The sequence below is a fragment of the Dokdonia sp. Dokd-P16 genome (assembly GCF_003095655.1).
Classification (GTDB): Bacteria; Bacteroidota; Bacteroidia; order Flavobacteriales; family Flavobacteriaceae; genus Dokdonia.
Map to the genome: position 1 here is coordinate 114,620 of NZ_CP029151.1, position 19,042 is coordinate 133,661.

The 19,042-nt window shown below is 37.6% G+C and carries 22 protein-coding genes; 14 read left to right on the plus strand and 8 right to left on the minus strand.

Annotated features, from left to right (window positions below; all coding sequences use genetic code 11):
• The first annotated feature begins 3 nt into the window (after nt 1-3).
• A complete protein-coding gene (locus DCS32_RS00460) occupies nt 4-444 on the plus strand; it encodes a hypothetical protein (protein ID WP_162533564.1) in 441 nt (146 codons plus the stop codon).
• 359 nt (nt 445-803) lie between these two features.
• Nucleotides 804-1,037: a hypothetical protein gene (locus tag DCS32_RS00465; RefSeq protein WP_108876514.1), complete on the plus strand. Its 234-nt coding sequence runs from the start codon at nt 804-806 to the stop codon at nt 1,035-1,037.
• Nucleotides 1,038-1,161: 124 nt separating this feature from the next.
• Here DCS32_RS00465 and DCS32_RS00470 read toward each other — a convergent pair whose 3' ends face one another.
• Complete coding sequence (locus tag DCS32_RS00470) at nt 1,162-2,412, minus strand: cation:proton antiporter (RefSeq protein ID WP_108876515.1); 1,251 nt, start codon at nt 2,410-2,412, stop codon at nt 1,162-1,164.
• A gap of 297 nt (nt 2,413-2,709) precedes the next feature.
• Here DCS32_RS00470 and DCS32_RS00475 point away from each other — a divergent pair, with 297 nt between their 5' ends.
• From DCS32_RS00475 to DCS32_RS00495, 5 genes are all read left to right on the plus strand, one after another.
• Entirely contained in the window at nt 2,710-3,522 is an 813-nt protein-coding gene (locus tag DCS32_RS00475; RefSeq protein WP_108876516.1) for an alpha/beta hydrolase, read from the plus strand.
• A gap of 23 nt (nt 3,523-3,545) precedes the next feature.
• Nucleotides 3,546-4,160, plus strand: coding sequence for a hypothetical protein (locus tag DCS32_RS00480; RefSeq protein ID WP_108876517.1), 615 nt, complete (start codon nt 3,546-3,548; stop codon nt 4,158-4,160).
• A gap of 243 nt (nt 4,161-4,403) precedes the next feature.
• The gene (locus DCS32_RS16025; protein ID WP_162533565.1) at nt 4,404-4,775 is read left to right on the plus strand and encodes a hypothetical protein; all 372 of its coding nucleotides are present in this window, start codon (nt 4,404-4,406) and stop codon (nt 4,773-4,775) included.
• Between the two features lie 103 nt (nt 4,776-4,878).
• Nucleotides 4,879-5,367, plus strand: a complete 489-nt coding sequence (locus tag DCS32_RS00490) for a hypothetical protein (protein ID WP_108876519.1) — start codon at nt 4,879-4,881, stop codon at nt 5,365-5,367.
• Nucleotides 5,368-5,487: 120 nt separating this feature from the next.
• Complete coding sequence (locus tag DCS32_RS00495; RefSeq protein WP_108876520.1) at nt 5,488-5,814, plus strand: DMT family transporter; 327 nt, start codon at nt 5,488-5,490, stop codon at nt 5,812-5,814.
• A 132-nt stretch (nt 5,815-5,946) separates the two neighbouring features.
• Here the strand turns inward: DCS32_RS00495 and DCS32_RS00500 are convergent, their stop codons facing one another.
• Nucleotides 5,947-7,116, minus strand: coding sequence for a proline dehydrogenase family protein (locus DCS32_RS00500; RefSeq protein WP_108876521.1), 1,170 nt, complete (start codon nt 7,114-7,116; stop codon nt 5,947-5,949).
• Between the two features lie 90 nt (nt 7,117-7,206).
• Between DCS32_RS00500 and aroB the strand changes: the two genes are divergently transcribed.
• Nucleotides 7,207-8,286 (plus strand): 3-dehydroquinate synthase, encoded by a 1,080-nt coding sequence (gene aroB / locus DCS32_RS00505; protein WP_108876522.1) that lies wholly within the window; start codon nt 7,207-7,209, stop codon nt 8,284-8,286.
• Here the strand turns inward: aroB and DCS32_RS00510 are convergent.
• The 3 genes from DCS32_RS00510 to DCS32_RS00520 form a co-directional block, all read right to left on the minus strand.
• Nucleotides 8,283-8,804, minus strand: coding sequence for a DinB family protein (locus DCS32_RS00510; RefSeq protein ID WP_108876523.1), 522 nt, complete (start codon nt 8,802-8,804; stop codon nt 8,283-8,285). The genes aroB and DCS32_RS00510 overlap by 4 nt on opposite strands.
• A gap of 83 nt (nt 8,805-8,887) precedes the next feature.
• Nucleotides 8,888-9,370, minus strand: coding sequence for an Lrp/AsnC family transcriptional regulator (locus DCS32_RS00515; protein WP_013751723.1), 483 nt, complete (start codon nt 9,368-9,370; stop codon nt 8,888-8,890).
• Between the two features lie 132 nt (nt 9,371-9,502).
• Nucleotides 9,503-10,597, minus strand: a complete 1,095-nt coding sequence (locus DCS32_RS00520; RefSeq protein WP_108876524.1) for a M14 family zinc carboxypeptidase — start codon at nt 10,595-10,597, stop codon at nt 9,503-9,505.
• 237 nt (nt 10,598-10,834) lie between these two features.
• On the opposite strand from DCS32_RS00520, the gene DCS32_RS00525 reads away from it, so the two are divergent.
• The 3 genes from DCS32_RS00525 to DCS32_RS00535 all read left to right on the plus strand — a co-directional run bounded on the left by DCS32_RS00525 (nt 10,835) and on the right by DCS32_RS00535 (nt 12,652).
• Nucleotides 10,835-11,284: a helix-turn-helix domain-containing protein gene (locus tag DCS32_RS00525; protein WP_108876525.1), complete on the plus strand. Its 450-nt coding sequence runs from the start codon at nt 10,835-10,837 to the stop codon at nt 11,282-11,284.
• Between the two features lie 139 nt (nt 11,285-11,423).
• A complete protein-coding gene (locus DCS32_RS00530; RefSeq protein ID WP_108876526.1) occupies nt 11,424-11,807 on the plus strand; it encodes a DNA topoisomerase IV in 384 nt (127 codons plus the stop codon).
• Entirely contained in the window at nt 11,807-12,652 is an 846-nt protein-coding gene (locus DCS32_RS00535) for a TerC family protein (RefSeq protein ID WP_013751719.1), read from the plus strand. Before DCS32_RS00530 ends, DCS32_RS00535 begins: the two co-directional genes overlap by 1 nt.
• 94 nt (nt 12,653-12,746) lie before the next feature.
• On the opposite strand, the gene DCS32_RS00540 is transcribed toward DCS32_RS00535, so the two are convergent.
• From DCS32_RS00540 to DCS32_RS00550, 3 genes are all read right to left on the minus strand, one after another.
• Nucleotides 12,747-14,081, minus strand: coding sequence for a histidine kinase (locus DCS32_RS00540; RefSeq protein WP_108876527.1), 1,335 nt, complete (start codon nt 14,079-14,081; stop codon nt 12,747-12,749).
• A gap of 6 nt (nt 14,082-14,087) precedes the next feature.
• Nucleotides 14,088-14,717, minus strand: a complete 630-nt coding sequence (locus tag DCS32_RS00545; protein WP_108876528.1) for a hypothetical protein — start codon at nt 14,715-14,717, stop codon at nt 14,088-14,090.
• 79 nt (nt 14,718-14,796) lie between these two features.
• Nucleotides 14,797-15,468, minus strand: coding sequence for a DUF2306 domain-containing protein (locus DCS32_RS00550; protein ID WP_108876529.1), 672 nt, complete (start codon nt 15,466-15,468; stop codon nt 14,797-14,799).
• A 147-nt stretch (nt 15,469-15,615) separates the two neighbouring features.
• On the opposite strand from DCS32_RS00550, the gene DCS32_RS00555 reads away from it, so the two are divergent.
• The 3 genes from DCS32_RS00555 (at nt 15,616) to DCS32_RS00565 (ending at nt 18,531) form a co-directional block, all read left to right on the plus strand.
• The gene (locus tag DCS32_RS00555) at nt 15,616-16,230 is read left to right on the plus strand and encodes a Crp/Fnr family transcriptional regulator (protein ID WP_108876530.1); all 615 of its coding nucleotides are present in this window, start codon (nt 15,616-15,618) and stop codon (nt 16,228-16,230) included.
• A gap of 75 nt (nt 16,231-16,305) precedes the next feature.
• Nucleotides 16,306-16,512, plus strand: coding sequence for a DUF2892 domain-containing protein (locus tag DCS32_RS00560; RefSeq protein WP_013751714.1), 207 nt, complete (start codon nt 16,306-16,308; stop codon nt 16,510-16,512).
• Between the two features lie 147 nt (nt 16,513-16,659).
• A complete protein-coding gene (locus tag DCS32_RS00565; protein ID WP_108876531.1) occupies nt 16,660-18,531 on the plus strand; it encodes a SulP family inorganic anion transporter in 1,872 nt (623 codons plus the stop codon).
• Nucleotides 18,532-19,042: the final 511 nt, after the last annotated feature.

Sequence of the window (19,042 nt, forward strand, 5' to 3'; positions counted from 1 at the left end):
AAAATGAAAAAAATAAACTTTGAAAATTTATCTTGGAATTGGACTAGAATTGCTCTTTTAATATTAGCATCGTTATGTTTATTAGTAGGTTACGGACTAATTTTAAACTATAAAAATGGACTGATTACAAGTTTAGGGTTTATGATTTTGGTAATTATGCTCAGTAAAAGATTTTGGTATAAAAATTATGTAGAGTATAATAAATTGGGAATTGTGATTAAGCTTAATTTGATAACTGATAGAACTATTAAATTTAGTGAAATTGACAAAATAAAACTCAATGATGATAAGTTAATCGTTCAATTAAACAGTGAACGAAAAATTGAATTTCAAATAACGGATATAGATAGTTCTGATATAAATAAGCTTCTTAGAATATTAGTTGAAAACTCAAAATCTATTTTTACTGATAACAGAACTGAAAAATTACTATTGCCAATCTAGTAGACGGCTCTGCTAGCAACTAACAGAGTACGCCTATTACATCACCGCACGTACTGGTCTATTGGCATTAATTAGGGGTAACACTCTCAAAACACTTATAATATGGAACAAAGAGCTCAAAAAAAGAAATGGATTTTTTATGTAAGCATTGGAATTGGAATTTTTATGTTTTTAATGATAAAAGACTATCTATGGTCAATGATTTTTGAATAACAGTAAAGGCGTAAAAAGATAAGGCCAAAACCATAGAATTTATTCTTCATCTTATAATAAACCATATCCAAATTAGCTACATCATTAGACTATACAAACAATAGTATAAAGCACATTACACTAACCTATTATAGGGCAATAACAACATGTTTATAGATCAAGAGGAAAAATTTAAAGAAGTACTATCGCAGATAGATGGGCGTGTTAATGAACAAAGTTTCTTTAATAAGTTCTTAGAACTGTATCCAGAAGTTTGGAAAAAGCATAAGATTACTTTCTCAAAATTTAATAAAAGTAAACAGGCTAGGCAATCAATTCCGTTGCCAAAACCTGAAGTTTCTTTGCGGAAAGAAATTAGGAAATGGTTACAAAAACAATGATTTCCAATTCGCTATTTTGAAAAAACATCAATACCATCACCCATTCATATTTTCGCGAAAGCGTAATTCCCTCAACCCAAAATGAGAAGATAGACACGCCTGACTATATTTCTTGATTAGAATGCTAGTTAGCTTTAGGTAGTGTCGTTCTTTTTACGAGTTTCTCTACGGTGAGTCCTTGCACTAAGATGGAAAATACCACAATGATGTAAGTCATCACGAGAAACATATCTCTATGCATATCTTCAGATAGACTGAGCGCTAGTGCTATAGAAATTCCACCACGTAGGCCGCCCCAGGTCATAATGAGGTTTGTTTTTGGTACAAAATCTAGCTTGTCTTTAAAGACTCTTATAGGTAACCATAATGACACATACCTGCTTGCTAGTACTAATGGTATGGCGATTACTCCAGCAAGTAAATAATTATTTTGATACGTAAGTATGAGCATTTCCATCCCTATGAGTACAAATAAAATGGCGTTGAGCAAGATGTCTATGAGCTCCCAGAATTTATCTACATAATGCTCTGTAGTCTCAGACATTGCTGCTGTGCGAACTCTATCATTCCCTATCAATAATCCAGCAACTACCATTGCTAGTGGAGCAGAAAGGTGAAGCTTTGTTGCTAGCACTGTACCCACCATGACGGCAGCAAGTGTGATAATTACTTCTGTACTAAAATCATCTATAGATTTCATCATTTTATACGTGATCCACCCTATAATCATCCCTAATAGTATACCTCCTAGTACTTCTTGACCAAATAATGTCAATATATCTACCGGTGTCACAGGGCTATCTTTTGCACTCGCTATCCCAAAAATGGTCAGAAACACCACAACTCCTACTCCATCGTTAAAGAGAGATTCTCCCACGATTTTGGTTTCTAGTTTTTTAGGCACTTTTGCTTTTTTAAGAATCCCAAGAACGGCAATAGGATCTGTGGGCGATATAAGAGACCCAAAAAGTAGACAGTAAATAAAATCTACCTCGAGCCCTGATAATTGTAGTAGATAAAACACGAGCGTACCTACTAGAAATGTAGAGACAAGTACGCCTAAGGTTGCAAAGGCGAGTATAGGCCAGCGCTGCGCTTTAAGCTGTTCAAAATTAGTGTGTAACGCTCCTGCAAACAGTAAGAAACTAAGCATATAGTCCATCAATACTTTCTCAAAATCTATCTCCTTGATGAGTTGTATTTCGGCTCTGAGTAAGGTGTCATCAAAGTAGCTTAAAGCGAAAACAGCTAGGGTGTACACGATGGTAATGAGCATAAGCCCTATGGTAGTAGGCAACTTAAGAAAACGGGCATTTATAAACCCAAATAGAGCGGCAAGAAATATTAAGGCTGCTATAATGATGTAATAATCCATAGTATATCTTCTTACATTGCAAGTCTTCTATCACGCAGATAGTCGCATTGCACATTTTTTATTGAATTTACAGGTGCCGTACCTACTGGCACATTACCATGGTAAAAATAATACATCTACTGTTGCTATAATTGCTTGTTTTGTTTTCTGTGTGTGTCAACTCTTTATCTACAATCAATGAGTACCTTAATTAAAAACTTGGCGCCACAAAAATTCCTTGTATATTTAAGACTAGTATATCATGATTGTGTAAAACAACTAATAATAATCTATCACTACATAATACCATCTTTTTATATGAAAAAGCTTTTACTACTGTTGTCTCTATGTGGCATACTCGCTAGCTGTGCTAAGCATCAAACACCTATAAATGATGTGATTCCAGAACATGATAGTCTTACTATAACCTCAACATTATTAAAAGAAGATCGAGAGATTAATATTTGGACTCCACCATCATACACCACATCTAGCGATCGTTTCCCAGTGCTTTATATGGCAGATGGAGGAATTAAAGAGGATTTTCCGCATATTGCAAATACGCTGGCCCAGCTTATTGCAGAACGTAAAATACCTCCTTACATACTCGTGGGGATTGAGAACACGGACCGACGCAGAGATTTATCTGGCAGTTCTCAAGTAGCTGCAGATGAAGAATATTGCCCTCTCACAGATGGCGCAAAAAACTTTAGAGCCTTTATTGCAGAAGAACTAATCCCAACTATAGATAGCAACTACAGGACTCAGGAACAAAAAGCTATTATAGGAGAGTCACTTTCTGGTCTGTTTGTGATGGAGACATTTTTCTTGCAACAAGCACTTTTTGACACCTACATCGCAATGGATCCTTCCTTGTGGTGGAATGACCAGTATCTAGTAAAAAGCACAACCGCACTCCTAGAAAATGCTCCACAAAAGCAAACGACACTTTGGTTTGCTGGTTCGAGTGCGCAAGATATTTTTATAGCGACTAACGAGCTTGCTGAGAAACTCCAAACTATAGAAAATCCAACACTTACGTGGAAGTATAGCGATGAGCCTAGCGAGCAACACAATACTATCTTTAGAGCTACCAAAGAGAAAGCACTTATATGGGCACTCAATAAATAGAAAACTTTATTCAAAATTTCTCTATGCGCTCTTTCCTACTACTACTTTATCTATGCTTTAGCGTAGCAGTGAGCGCAAATGAGTGGTTACCTGAAACCAAAGAACCCACCATAAAAATCCTCTTTATAGGCAATAGCCTGACCTACACTAATAATCTACCCAAACTTGTAAAAGCACATGCCAAAACCAAGGGGATAAAAATTAAGACACGCATGGTTGCATTACCTAATTATGCACTAGAAGATCACTGGAATGATGGCAACATACAGCAGCTCATCGCAACTGGCGGGTATGACTATGTCATTATTCAGCAAGGGCCGTCTTCGCAACAAGAAGGTCGCGACATACTTATTGACTATGGTAAAAAGTATGCTGCCCTCTGCAATAAGCATAATGCTAGGCTTGCTTACTTTATGGTTTGGCCTTCATTGAAGTATTACCATACGCTAGATGCTGTCATAAAAAATTATCAAGATGCTGCAACTATCAATAATGCCATCATACTTCCCGTAGGTATGACTTGGAAGGAACACCATAATTCCAGCAAGAGGAACGATTACTATGGTATTGATGGTTTTCATCCTTCGCTTAAAGGAAGTAAAGCAGCTGCGGCTACTATTGTCTCTAGTTTATTTTAGCCTTAAATCACAGCATCACTTTGAAAGCACTTATTGCAGCTCTTATTAGTTAAGATTGGTTTTAAGTACGCTTTCGCGAAAGCGTAACCACAATAACATAGCACTCTTATAATCACATGCGGCTCTTATAAAAGCGCTACATTCTCCTAAATGCTTATTAAGATACGAGTGACAACTCTTAAAATCACTCACAAAGTTTTACTAATTAAGCATCATTATTAAAAACTGAATTACATTTGCGACGTGAAAACAACGCTAAGACATATAAGTGCATTTATTCTAGTAGCCCTTTGCAGTATTGCAATGAGTGCTATGGATACATCATTTGTTAATCTAAGTGATAATACCACTACTTCTTCGTCTACAGAAAAAGTAACTGCCGCAGTTTCGGCAACTATTGTTGGAGAGTTACCGCAGTCTGAAGTTGTCATAGAGACGCCTAGTACTATGAGTACTCCCAGTCTCAAGAACTTCGTTTCTAGCTGTGGAAATTTATCACACACTACAGATGTACTCGCTAGTAGTACATATGCACAGTACACAAAGACCTCGATCAATGTTTTGATATATCATCGTAAGACAGATCACATCTTTCCTTTCCATTACTTCTGGTAATTTTTTTGTATTGCTTCCGGGGCGTTATAATCCCTTCTGGAAAACATTTAAGGCATTGCAATAATTGCAGTGCCCAGTATACCAATATCAAAAAAATAATATCATGGATTTAGGAAGTATTACCGTAGGAACAATCATTGTTGCAATTTGCATCATACCATTTGTGATGATGGCAATCAATAAAAAGAAGAAAGAAAATAAGATGCTACAAGCGCTTAATCATATCGCAACTACTCAGAATCACACTGTAAGTGATTACGAGTTTTGTGGAGATTTTGTAATAGGAAGAGATAAAGAATTAAATGCCATTTTCTTTTACAAGGAGAGTAATGGACAAGCACAATCATCCTCTGTAGATTTATCCACTATAAAGAACTGCCAGGCAGTAAAAGGGCATAGAAATATAAAGAGTGATGGTGAGCAACTTACTATTACAGAACGTGTAGCTCTAGCTTTTACCCCATCTAATGGCGCTAATCAAGAAGTAAGCTTCACATTATATGACGTAGATAATATGCAACTTAACGGCGAGATACAACTTGCAGATAGCTGGAGTGCGCTTATTAATAAAAAGCTACAGATAGCAAGCTAAATTTTAGAGCCCTATAAAATTTATAGGGCTTTTTTATAGTTACTTAATCCTTATCACATGCTTATATCTAAAAGTATGCTGCTTGGGACTAGCGAGTAACACATAATTTAAATCAACCTAATGAACTGGATACTATTAATTATTGCAGGACTTTTTGAAGTGGGCTTCGCGACATGCTTAGGTAAAGCAAAACAAGCCGAAGGAGCTGAGAGTACCTACTGGTATATTGGTTTTATACTATGCTTGATCATAAGTATGCTTTTAATGATTAGGGCGATACGTGAATTACCTATAGGTACCGCCTACGCAGTGTGGACAGGAATAGGCGCTGTGGGAACTGTGCTCTTAGGTATTTTTGTATTTAAAGAACCAGCTACCTTCTGGAGATTGTTTTTTATCTTAACACTAATTGCTTCTATAGTAGGTTTAAAATTTGTGTCGAATTAATGAAGTGGCTTAGAATTTAAAATTCGCATGTGATAATTCACCGCAGCAATTTTTAAAAAGCAAAAGGTCTAGCATATGCTAGACCTTTGTGTTTGTATGTTTCCATGTATGACACTTAGATACTATTTGTAATTATAGTCTTCGTCTTTTCTTCTCTGCTTTAAGTAATTCCAGTTCACGGTTAGTTTGTCCTGCTACTGAGGTATTCTCCTCTGCTCGTCTCATTAAGTATGGCATCACATCTTTCACTGGGCCAAATGGAAGGTATTTTGCTACATTATAGCCTTCCTTAGCGAGGTTAAAGCTTATGTGATCACTCATTCCATAAAGCTGTCCAAACCATACTCTATTGTCATCTTTTGCTATTCCCATTTCACCCATCAGTTTTACAGCTAGCAACGAGCTATCTTCATTATGAGTTCCTAAAAAGAGTGAAATGTCATTTAAGTTTTCAATAATGTAACGCATGGTTGCATTAAAGTTTTCATCCGTAGCTTGTTTACTAGCGCATATAGGAGTTGGGTATCCTTTTTCTTTAGCTCGTTTATTCTCTTTCTCCATGTAAGCACCACGAACGACCTTTATACCTATAGTAAATCCTCGAGCGCGAGCTTCTAGGTGTAATTTTTTTAAGTAATCTAAGCGATCATGACGGTAACATTGTAATGTGTTATATACAATAGGCTTTTCCTTATTGTATAATGCCATCATTTCTGTCACTAGATCATCTGCAGCGCCTTGCATCCATGATTCTTCTCCATCTATCAATACTTCTACATCACGCTCATAAGCAATCTTACAAATTGCGTTTACACGCTCCTTGATACGCTCCCACTCTACTTGCTCTTTGGCATCGAGTTCTTCTCCTTCGGTAAGCTTTTGCCAGATAGCAAAACGACCAACGCCCGTTGGTTTAAAAACAACAATAGGCATCGCTTCTTTCTCGTCTGCAAACTTCACTAGCCCTATTACCTTATTCATGCACTCATCAAAAGATGCTGCTTCCTCTTTTCCTTCTACAGAGTAGTCAAGTACAGAGCATACATTTGCACTGTAAAGCTTATCTACAGAGGTCATGGAATCTTGCTCATTTACACCACCGCAAAAATGATCAAACACCGTAGAGCGTATAAGACCTTCTACTGGTAAGTTTGCACCAAGAGCAAAACGGGCAGCAGCTGTACCTATACGCACAAGTGGTTCTTTAGAAATCATTTTAAATAAAAAGTAAGCGCGTTCTAGTTCGCTATCTGATTTAAGAGCAAATGCAGTTTCAGTATTTTCAAAAAGAGAGGTTTGCATATCAATATATTTGTTACACAAATATACACCCACTTTAAACTTTTTTTACTCAAAAGTGAGTAATTTGCAACCGTTAAAATTTCAAAAATAATGACTGCCATACAAGCCGCTACTTACGACATCGTTTTTAATGAATCTGGATATGATGCCCTGAATGTATTACTACTACAGAGCAACTACAGTAAGATATTCGTTATCGTAGATGAGCACACACACGAGCACTGTCTTGCACCTTTTTTAGGCAATCTCGCGACAGAGATTCCTATTGAGGTTATTGAGATTCCTCATGGAGAAATTAATAAGACTATAGAAACGTGTATTGGAGTGTGGGATGCACTAGCAAATCTAGATGCAGACAGAAAAGGACTTATTATCAATGTAGGTGGTGGGGTTGTTACAGACCTTGGTGGTTTTGTAGCAAGCACTTTTAAACGTGGTATGGATTTTATAAACGTTCCTACCTCTTTACTCTCTATGGTAGATGCTAGTGTAGGTGGTAAAACTGGTGTGGATCTGGGTACTTTGAAGAACTTAATTGGGGTTATTAATAATCCGCAGATGGTATTGATAGATGGTGGCTTTCTTGCAACCTTACCTCCAGAAGAGTTACGTTCTGGACTTGCAGAGATGTATAAACACGGTCTCGTAGCAGATAGGACATATTGGGATAAGCTCAAAGATCTGAGCAATATGACAACAGATGACTTGAGCCAACTCATCTACGAGAGCATTATCATTAAGAATGATATTGTCATAGAAGACCCACGAGAGCAAAATGTGCGCAAAGCGCTTAACTATGGGCATACGCTAGGTCACGCCATTGAGTCGTACTGTCTAGCATCTGAGGATAGAAAGACCTTACTACATGGTGAAGCCATTGCAATTGGGATGATTTTGGAAAGCTTCATTTCGGTGGCGCTTTCTAGTTTATCAAAAGATGAACTAGATGAGATTACTGCAACCTTTAATGATATGTATGATGCGGTAGCTTTCGCGAAAGCGGATATAACCTCCATTATAGAATACTTAAAGTACGACAAGAAAAATGCCAACGGGCAAATAAACTTCGTACTTCTAGAAAGCATAGGAAAGCCAGTGATAGACAAGCAAGTCTCAAATGACCTTATCCACGCAGCCTTTGATTATTACCAGGCTAGCACTATAGATTAAAGATAGCGCTCCTTAATAATTCTAATGTGGTGACGCTCGTGACCCGCTGTGATAAATGCAGCTGCGCGAGGACTCATCGGGCTTCCGCTTGCGGTGCCTATGTTTGCAATAGTCTGCGCTGTCATAGACGCATATAATAATAAACTACACTGTCTTACAGAGACATACTCGGCAATAAGAGAGTCTACAGTGCGACTGTTTGCATCACTAGATAGTACAAAATCATCTTGTTCAAAACCTTGTAAAGGCGTGCTATCCATTCTCGAGAAACGTAACGCACGATAACTAAAAATGCGTTCTGTATCTATAATGTGCAACAGCACCTCTTTAGGGGTCCACTTCCCTTCTTCATAACGCAACAACAACTCACTCTCAGAAAGCGACGTAAAGAAGTCTCGGGTCTCTTCCATACCTTTCTCTAGCGCTTGAGCGATGCCTAGTGAGCCGGGCACTTGATCTATATACTGTTTGTAATACTCATTGTACTCTCCTACTTTAACTGCGCTAGTGGTTATCATCGTTTTTGTTTTAAAATCTAAAAGTAACAAAAAACCCTTTCTCAACAGAGAAAGGGTTTTAGTAAAATGAATTCTTATTGTAATTACACTAGGTCTTGAAAGATAGAGTGCATTAATCGTTTTTTATCGTTGATGCTCTCTTCTAGAGAGATCATTGTCTCTGTACGGTACACGCCATCAATATCATCAAGTAAGAAGATTACATTCTTTGCATGATTCGTATCTCTTGCACGTATCTTACAGAAGATATTAAACTTCCCAGTAGTTACGTGAGCCACAGTTACAAATGGAATTTGAGCGATGCGCTCAAGTACAAATGTAGTTTGTGATGTCTTATTAATGTACACTCCTACGTAAGCAATAAAAGAGTAACCTAATTTTCCGTAATCAAGTGTAAGTGAGGAACCTGTAATAATTCCAGCCTCTTCCATTTTCTTAACACGTACATGGACTGTACCTGCTGAAATAAGAAGTTTTTTTGCTATATCTGTAAAAGGAGTCCTTGTATTTTCGATAAGCATATCGAGAATTTGGTGATCTACCTCGTCTAATTTAAATTTTGCCATGCAACTGTATATTTTGAGTATAATGCAAAAATAATAGAATAATACTGATTATTCTGTAATATTTTAATCTATTTAACGATAACGTTATCGCAGCCATTTTACCCATTAAAACGGGCACTAAATCGATAATTATTAAGGAAGTTTAAATGCAGGTGCACTATCTAGCAAAGCATGGGCAAATTTACCATTACTCAACGATGCCTCCAGTGTTGTTGGTTCAAAAACTATCTCCCCACCCTCTACACGCTCTACATAATATATCCCACGCTTGCCGTCTACATCCTTTACATGCACATCACAGTAACAAGCACTATGCTCAGGTATACTTTTATAGTCACTTACATCATACTCCAGCTCCTTACTACATGCTTCAATCGCATATAATATTGCAGCAAATACATAAGCTCTAGTTTTCTCTCTAGCATAATCACCTGGATAGTGACCAGCTTCAAATAACACAGTTGGTACTCCCGCTTCTTGAAAAGCATCACCCACACAATTATTATTAAAAGCGTCATTATACAACCCTATGTTACCATCAAGATTACTATGGAGATTGTTAAAAATATGAGCGATGATACTTGCAGACCGCTTTCGCGAAAATGTGAAACTCCTCTCCACATCTGCCGACGGTGCAAGAAAGGAAAGTATCGATGGCTTACCTGTTTCTTCAAAACCATAGATGGTTCTTTGCCCATGTAAATTGAAACAATAATCAGGTTTAAAAGAATCAAAAACACCACGCAAAATTTTTGATTCTGGCTGACTCAAATCTTGTGCATCGCGATTGAGATCTACCTCATTTGCATTTACTCTTGTCCAGTTTTTTGAGCCATCTGGATTAAGCATCGGGATCATAAAAAAGGTGCAATTTTCAATCACTTTTTTATAGAAATCTGAGTCTTTTTGTTGCTCTAAAAAACAACAAAAATCGAGCATAGATTTAGTGGTTGTAGATTCATTTCCGTGCATCTGTGACCACATAAAAATCTTCACTTTTCCTGTGCCAAAAACTACCGAATGAATAGGTCGTTTCTCTACCGAAGTACCTAGGGTATCCACGCTAAAATCTGACGATAATTGAGAGACAAAATTAGTGATAAATTCCGGTGATATATATCTGCCAGAAATAGATTCTTCACGGGATTGTGAAAACAGTTGTAATAACTCAGGTAACTCCATACGTATTCTTTGGACTACAAAGATACTTTTTTTACAACTCTTCATTAAAACGTACTGTTTACAATTGTAAACAGTACGTTTTATATACAGAAGTAACGTTTTACTGGAAGATTACCACCAATTAAACAAAATTCACTTTATAAAAACTCTAATAATTTTAAATCAGTATTTTAAGTACTCAAAACTAAAGTATTAATTTAATACAATAACCCACCCAAATTAACTATTTACACATAAGAACATCTATAGTTTACATTTGTAACGTATCTTTGCTGTATACAAATGGAAACACTCATAAACAACATAAAATTTGCGCAACGCCTCCAAGAAATCATGGATGCAAACGAATTGAGCGCAACTGCTTTTTCAGAAAAACTACAGGTAGGAAGAGCTACCATATCTCATCTTATGGCTGGAAGAAATAAGCCCAGTTTAGACTTTGTAATGACCGTGGTTGCCACCTTCCCAGAAGTAGAATTACAGTGGCTTCTTTATGGTACAAAATCAAGTCCAAAAATCACCGCTCCTACTCCATCAAACCACACTACTTTTTCGTCTGATGTGCCTTCAAAAAACGCTCAAGAATTTTCGTCAAAAACAAGTGCTACTCCACCATCAAACACGGAGCAAAAAACACTCAAAAACATCACTGCTTTTTCCTCTTCAAAATCACCTATTAAGAGAGTGATTATATTTTTAGAAGATGGAACTTTTGAGAGTTATGAGATTTAAAATTTGCCTACACCTCTTCTTCAAAAATCACCTTAATACGAGTACATTTTTGATAAGAAATTTTCAGTCATTTTACTTCTTTAAAATATCTTAAGACTTACTCTCTATTACTCACATTCCTGTCTTATTTTTGTAACCTATGAAGAATCAATGGAAAGCTTTTTTTGTGATAATTAGTGTTTTCGCTTTAAGCTGTGAAAGTCCAGAACGTGACTGTACAGATTTTAAAACAGGCACATTCACGTTTGAAACATTACTAGATGGGGAACTCGTTGCAACCACTTTTAAACGTAATGATACACTGGAAATTGATTACTTTAAAGGTAAAGCAGACTCCTCTTCTGTGCGATGGATTAACGACTGTGAGTACATCGTCAAGAAACTCCACCCACGTAGCATGAGCGAAGAAAAAGCGCTACACATGAAAATAATAGCTACTGACGGAGATTTTTATACCTTTGAGTACTCCCTTGTAGGAGAAACCAACAAACAACGTGGCATCGCCAAAAAAACAACTGACTAATGTTTGACATTCTTACCACTGCAGATGCTTGGGTAGCACTGCTTACGCTTACCTTTCTTGAAATCATATTAGGTATTGACAACATCATTTTCATCTCCATAGCCGCCGAAAAGCTCCCACAAAAGGATCGCAAGAAGGCTACAAACATAGGTCTAGCCCTTGCTATGGGAATGCGTATTGCATTACTCTTTGGTATCTCATGGCTAGTTGCGCTTAGCGCACCATTCTGGCACATTAATCAAAGCTGGATCACTGGAGGCATAAGTTGGCAAGCGGTTATATTACTAGCAGGAGGATGTTTCTTGATCTGGAAGTCTGTACATGAGATTCATGAAAAAGTAGACGAGACAGGTCTTGAGGAGGAAGAAATTTCAAAAAAGAGTTCTACTACATTAGGTAATGCCATTGTGCAGATTGCAGTGATTAACCTTGTATTCTCCTTTGACTCTATACTTACTGCCGTAGGGATGACTAATGGCCTTTCTGATAATCCAACAGATGCGTTAATCATTATGGTGATTGCAGTAGTAATTTCTGTTGGGATCATGATGCTTTTTGCAAACCCTGTAGGAAACTTTATTGCAAAGCATCCATCACTACAGATATTAGGCCTCTCATTCTTAATTTTAATAGGTTTTATGCTCATTGCAGAAGGTGCTCACCTATCACACTTAGAAATCTTTGGATCAAGCGTAGGGGCTATTCCTAAGGGTTATTTATACTTTACGATTGCGTTCTCGCTTCTGGTAGAGTTTATAAACTTTAAATACCGCGCTATGAAGACTAAAGACTCTGGTGCTCAAATCCAAATGAAGAAAAACGTAGAGCACCTTACTAAAAAGTAATATTCTGCTCGCTAGCATAAAAAATCCCCTTGAAACTACGTTTCAAGGGGATTTTTCTTTTCGTTATGACTATAACAAGCAGTAAGAAGTTTGATTAAAAATTCTCATCCTCCATAAGCTTTTCTACCTTTTTACGCTCCCACGCCTTGTTAAACAAAGGGCTCCACCCAAACACTTCTGATGCATGACCAGCAACTCCCCAGCCCCATCCTAGTATAGGAAACAAAGCCCAAGGAAAGCTTGTAGACTGCACGTTAAAGTATATAAATACAGGTACCATAACCGCATAAATCGTAAAGTGAATGTAAAAACCTTTAAGGTCTTCTACCTTCTTCTTTGCACGCTGGTAACGTTTATCTGCAAGGAGTTCGCTCTGCCTGGGCTCAAATGTCACCTGCTCTGCTTGTGTCAATAGCGGTATTCCAACTTGAAATGTCTCACTATCATCTACTATATGCACCTCACTATTGGATAGTAAACTATATCGCTGCTTGATATTTTGCAAGCCTACACCACTACTCTTTTTTACAACCTGTTTGGCCTGGATGTTATTTTCAATAAAGAGCCTATTCCCATCTTCGTAAATCTTAATGTATAGTTTTTTGTTAGGCGTTACCTGATTGTGTTTTACAGCGTTTTCAAGTAATAACTGTAAGGAAAGCGGCACTACTTTATATTCTTGATGTGAGGCACTTTCTGGGATTTCCACCACAATACTATCTTCAAAACGCATTTTGATGAGATTCATATATGTACGTGCAAAAGTGAGCTCCTCTTCAAGCGGCACTAACTCTTTATTCTTTTGCTCCAGTACATACCTGTACACTTTTGAAAGCGAAGTGGTAAACTTGGTTGCCTGTTTTGGGTTTTCCTCAATAAGACTTGCCAGCACATTTAAACTGTTGAATAAAAAATGAGGATCCAGCTGATTTTTAAGCGCATCAAATTTTGCCGAAGCGGCTCCTGCAATAATCTTAGACTGTTTTACCCTGCTTTCCTGCTTATTTTTCCAGCGGCTCACTGCATAAAATGAAGAAGTTGCAACGGCTGTTATCAAAAATGGAAAAATGTAATCCTCAAACCCTTCACTAGCCACATACTCATCAAATGGAATTTTATAATATCCTGTAATAAGTAATAATCGAAGTAGAAAAACGGTAATCAAAGTCACAACAATGTGCGTCACTAGTGCATAAGCGAGTACCTTAAAATTCCACAGACTGCCTGTAAAACGTTTTCTAAAGTTCACAATAACCATAGTGTTCACTGCATATAGCGCTACAGAGAATATTTGGTTTTGTATAAAAAAGGTTATTGCACCATCTCCATACCAAGGATTACCCAGCACATACAGTATGATACTGTGAACGATAAATATTGATAAGCCTACAATATTTGCCTTTGCAAACTCTTTTAGATAATATTTCATTTCTTCTTAATTACAAGCCTCGGCACTTTCTAAAGCTCTTTTTACATTTCCTTTAGGATGGAACTGCGACTCAGGTTTAAAGGTAGCAAAAAGCGTGATGGCACGCTGCAACTCTGCGCAATATGGCTCTATTGAGCTCCCAAAGTACTTTGCACTCCCCATGTCCCATTGTGCCTTTTCTGCTATAAAAATAGGATTGTCTGGCTCCTTATTTACTATTTTTTGATTGAGTTCTCCTATAGTACCTGCATATTTCATCCCGTATTTCATGCCATCGTGAGCAACCCAAACTGTATGAAGCTGCGCTTGCAAGTGATCTGCATACGGATTATCTGGAGCTATCGTACGCATTGTATTTATAAACTCTTGCGCCTTACCTAGCGTCGCCTTCATAGTAGCTTCCTCTCTGTTTTCAAAGTCTCTCCAGTTACGTATTATAGCAATTTGAGCAACATAATACGTAGGCAGCCAGTTGTCTTTTTCTACAGTAGCAATGCGCTCAAAGAGATTTGAAGCCTCATCGAGCTTGTTTTCTTCCCAAAACTCCATAGCTTTTGTCATTCCTTGCTCGTACTTAGTTTGAGCCATAAGAAATGTACTGCTGCATAATGCGATAATAAGAAGTAAATGTTTCATAATATATTGATTTGTGATTGATGATGTAAAGATGGTTTTAAGTACGCTTTCGCGAAAGCGTAACCTACCCAACCGTCGTTTATAAAGTCTCAGTTGTAGTTTTCTTGCGAGGTTTTGTTTTACGTAACCAATAACCAATGAATAAAACACCGAATATAGTAGGCAGTAACCAGCTCAATAGCGCTGGAAGTACTTGATTTGTGACAAAGAAAGCAGTAAAAGCGGCGATATACCCGCCTGTTATTTTGCCTATATGAAGTCTAAGATATTTTTTACGCAATGACGCTATATCTCTCATTGCACGTATATCTCCTACAGCATTAAGAACACCAATTCCTCCAAAGATTATAAGAATCCACCCCATAGAAGAACCAGAAAGCAATGATAACGCACCATAAACTATCATTGCCAGACCTATGAAGAGCATAGACCAAGAAATGATTTTGTCATCACGTAACTCACTCGCCTCCTTTATCTTTTTAAAACGGAGTGCTCTATACCCGGATAGCACTAGATACACACTAAAGAGTCCTACCACAAACAGAAACGGATTGTTATGATCTGGAAGCAGTGATGCCACAATACCTGAAATACCAGCGGTAAGCATCCCATAATAAAAAACCATTCCTGACTTTTTATGCCAGACATTTCCTTTGGGAGCAATTACAGATATAGTTCCCGCTATGAGGGAGATAAAACCACCTATGGCGTGTAGTGTTATAAATATCTTGAAGAAAGTATCGTAGTTCATCGGTAAGATTTTTAAATATTGAGACGCTATCTCTCATGATTGACAGTACAAATATGAGCCAGAATTCAGTAATCATAAAAAGGTTGCTACTCAATTGCCATAACAGGCTACCGAATTGTAGTTTTACAGCACCTAGTATAGATACCTATGATAATTAAAGAGCTTTTTCCAAGATTTCATCCAGACCTCATTAAGGAAATAACTACACACGGCATCATAAAGCAACTTCCTGCGCAAACAGAATTACTGCGAGAAGGACAGTATGCAAAGGTTATTCCCATCGTAATACACGGACTCATAAAGGTATATTCTCGCTATGAAGATAGAGAACTTCTACTTTATTATATAGAACCGGCAGAGAGTTGCATCATCTCTTTTTCTTCTGGAATCTCACAATTACCCAGTCGCGGATATGCAATTACAGAAACAGATACAAAACTTCTTCTTTTACCTGTAAACAACGTACAGCAATGGCTTAAGACGCACCCTGCGCTCAACACCTTATTCTTTAAAAACTATGATGCGCGTTATCTTGACATGATGAACGCTGTAAATCATCTCCTCTTTGATAAAATGGATGCACGCATTCTAGATTACTTAAGAGAAAAAGCGCGTGTTAAAGCAACTCAAACACTACATATAACTCATAAGGAAATAGCAATAGATCTAGGCACGGCAAGGGAAGTCGTAAGCAGGATCTTAAAAAAACTGGAGATTGAAAATCACATAACCCAAGAAGGACGAACCATAAAAATCATGTAAGTGTGACTATAGTCACCGTTTACAAGAAATCCTCCCATTACATTTGTGCTGTATTACTTCTAAAAACAACACACTATGAAAAAGAATATGGGAAATTTAGATCGCGGTATACGCATAGCGGCTGCAGTGATTATTGGTATATTATATGCAGCTAACGTTATAAACGGCACGGTGGCAATTATACTGGGTGTGGTTGCACTTATTTTTATTGCGACTAGCTTTATTTCTTTTTGCCCGCTTTATGCTCCCTTTAGACTAAGCACCTACAAAGTAAAAAAATAACATACCCTTACATCTTTAACCCTTACAAGTTATCTTGTGAGGGTTTCTTTTTTTTACTTGCGCGAAAACGTTACCGTAACTCCCGTAAATGCGCTATAGCTATCCCTTAAGAATACACTATCTTTGCGGCTTCTTAAAAACAGCCTTATGAAGCGTCTTTTCAACAATTTCACCTCTAATCCTAAGAATGATATCGTTTCTGGTATTACGGTTTCATTAGCCATGATACCTGAAGTAGTTGCATTTGCATTTGTGGCTCAAATAAGTCCAATTGTGGCATTATTTGGGGCATTTGTAATTGGGATTATCTCAGCACTTTTTGGTGGTAGACCAGGATTAATCTCGGGAGCAGCAGGAGCAGTTGCCGTGATTTTTGTACAGATGATTCAAGAAGGGCATGCAAAGGGATTACTCTTTGATCAGCCTGTTGAAAATATGGGATACTTCTATTTACTCGCCGCGGTGGTATTAATGGGAGTTATTCAGGTTTTTGCGGGTTTATTTAAGTTGGGGAAATTCGTACGCTTGATTCCGCATCCTGTAATGATGGGGTTTGTAAATGGTCTTGCTATTGTGATATTCCTTGCACAACTAGGGATGTTTAAAGAAAACAAAAAGGATTATGCTGGTGACAACATGCGTAAAACAGCTTCAAAAGAGCTTGTTTATACTGTATCTGATAACGAAGTAAAAGACAAAGTCTCTAATACTGTATTATTTACAATAGAAGGAAACTCTGTAATAAACAAGGCAACAAACAAGGAGGTGTTTGTATTATCTGACGGACAAGTATATGATACAAATACGCAAAAGGTAGTTTTTAATGCTTCACAAGATGGTTTCTACTCTGTAAAAGACAAAGGAGTCGTAAAAACGTGGATGCAAGGAAAGTCACTATATACCATGATAGGGCTAGTATTACTCACCATGCTCATCGTATGGGGACTTCCTAAAATTACACCTAAGATTCCTGCAGCATTAACGGCCATTCTTATTGTATCGTTAATATCAATTTTTGGCGGATTGGACTCTGTAAACGTTGGCGAATTTATTAGAGATGGAGGTGGCGCAGGGCTCAATGGTATGGCAGAAATATCGAGTAAACTCAATGTTTTTGATTTATGGAGCAGCCTACCTTTTAATTTAGATACGCTTAAGTTTATAGCGCCTTATGCTTTTCTTGCAGCCTCAGTTGGTTTGATTGAAACGCTTATGACCATGAACTTGGTAGATGAGATGACAGACTCAAGAGGTAATGGAAACAGAGAGTGTGTAGCACAAGGAGCTGGAAATATCGTGAGTGGTGTTTTTGGAGGAACTGGTGGTTGTGGTATGATAGGCCAAACGGTAATAAACATTAACGCTGGAGGACGAGGACGACTATCTGGGGTGATGATGGCAATTACACTACTTACCTTTATCTTATTTGCAGACCGCTTTATTGAGCAAGTACCTATCGCTGCACTAGTGGGTGTAATGTTTATGATGGTTATTGAGACTTTTGCTTGGTCTAGTTTTAGAATTTTAAAGAAAATACCAGTATCAGATGCATTTGTGCTTATTATAGTATCTGCTGTAACTGTATTCTTTGATCTTGCCATTGCAGTATTTGTAGGTGTCATTATTGCTGCCTTATCATTTGCTTGGAGCAGCGCTAAGAAAATTAGAGCTAGAAAGAGATTTAAAGCAGACGGAACAAAGGTGTACGAAATCTGGGGCCCATTATTCTTTGGAAGTATTCAGAGTTTTAATTCTAAGTTTGACATCAACGGTGATCCAGATCATATCGAAATTGACTTTATCGAAGCAAAAGTAGCAGACCACTCTGCCCTTGAAGCTATTTTTGTACTCCTTGAGAAGTATGAGGCGGTAGGTAAAACAATTACGCTCAAGCACCTGAGTACCGAGTGTAAAGACTTAATGCGCAAAGCCTCTCCTAAGTTTGACAAGGTAATTGAAGAGAGCGTAGACGATCCTCGCTATCACGTACTTTCTGGAGTATTAGATACGGAGTCTTAGATGAAGTAGGATTGAGGAAGGCTTTTTTCTGAAAAAAGCTTTTTTCCCCACCCTGAAGGGTGAGCTTAGTTTGAAAAAGCTTTTCCCCGCCCCTAAAGGGAGAGCTTTTTTTTGTACGTAAAAATTTTTCTTGGCATTTGAAGGTGAATTTTTGATTCCAAAAAGCTTTCCCCCGGCCCTAAAGGGTGAGCTTGTTTTAAAAAGCTTTTCCCCGACCCTAAAGGGTGAGTTTTTTTCTCTCAATACTCTTTACGACCATCAGTGATAAGCTTTTCCTGATTAACAACTGCACTAACTGCTAGCCCCGATTGTAATGGAAATCCCGCAGTGTAGCGATAGCGAAGCGAGGAATTGCAATGAAAGCGGGAGACTACTATTGTGAATAAGCGCAATGTGAGCGCTCCAAATACTTGCTAAAAACGTAAATAAGAATCCCGCAGTGAAGCGAGGAATTGTAATAACATGCCAGCTTTTAATTTCAAAAAGCTTTTCCCATCTCTGAAGGGTGAGT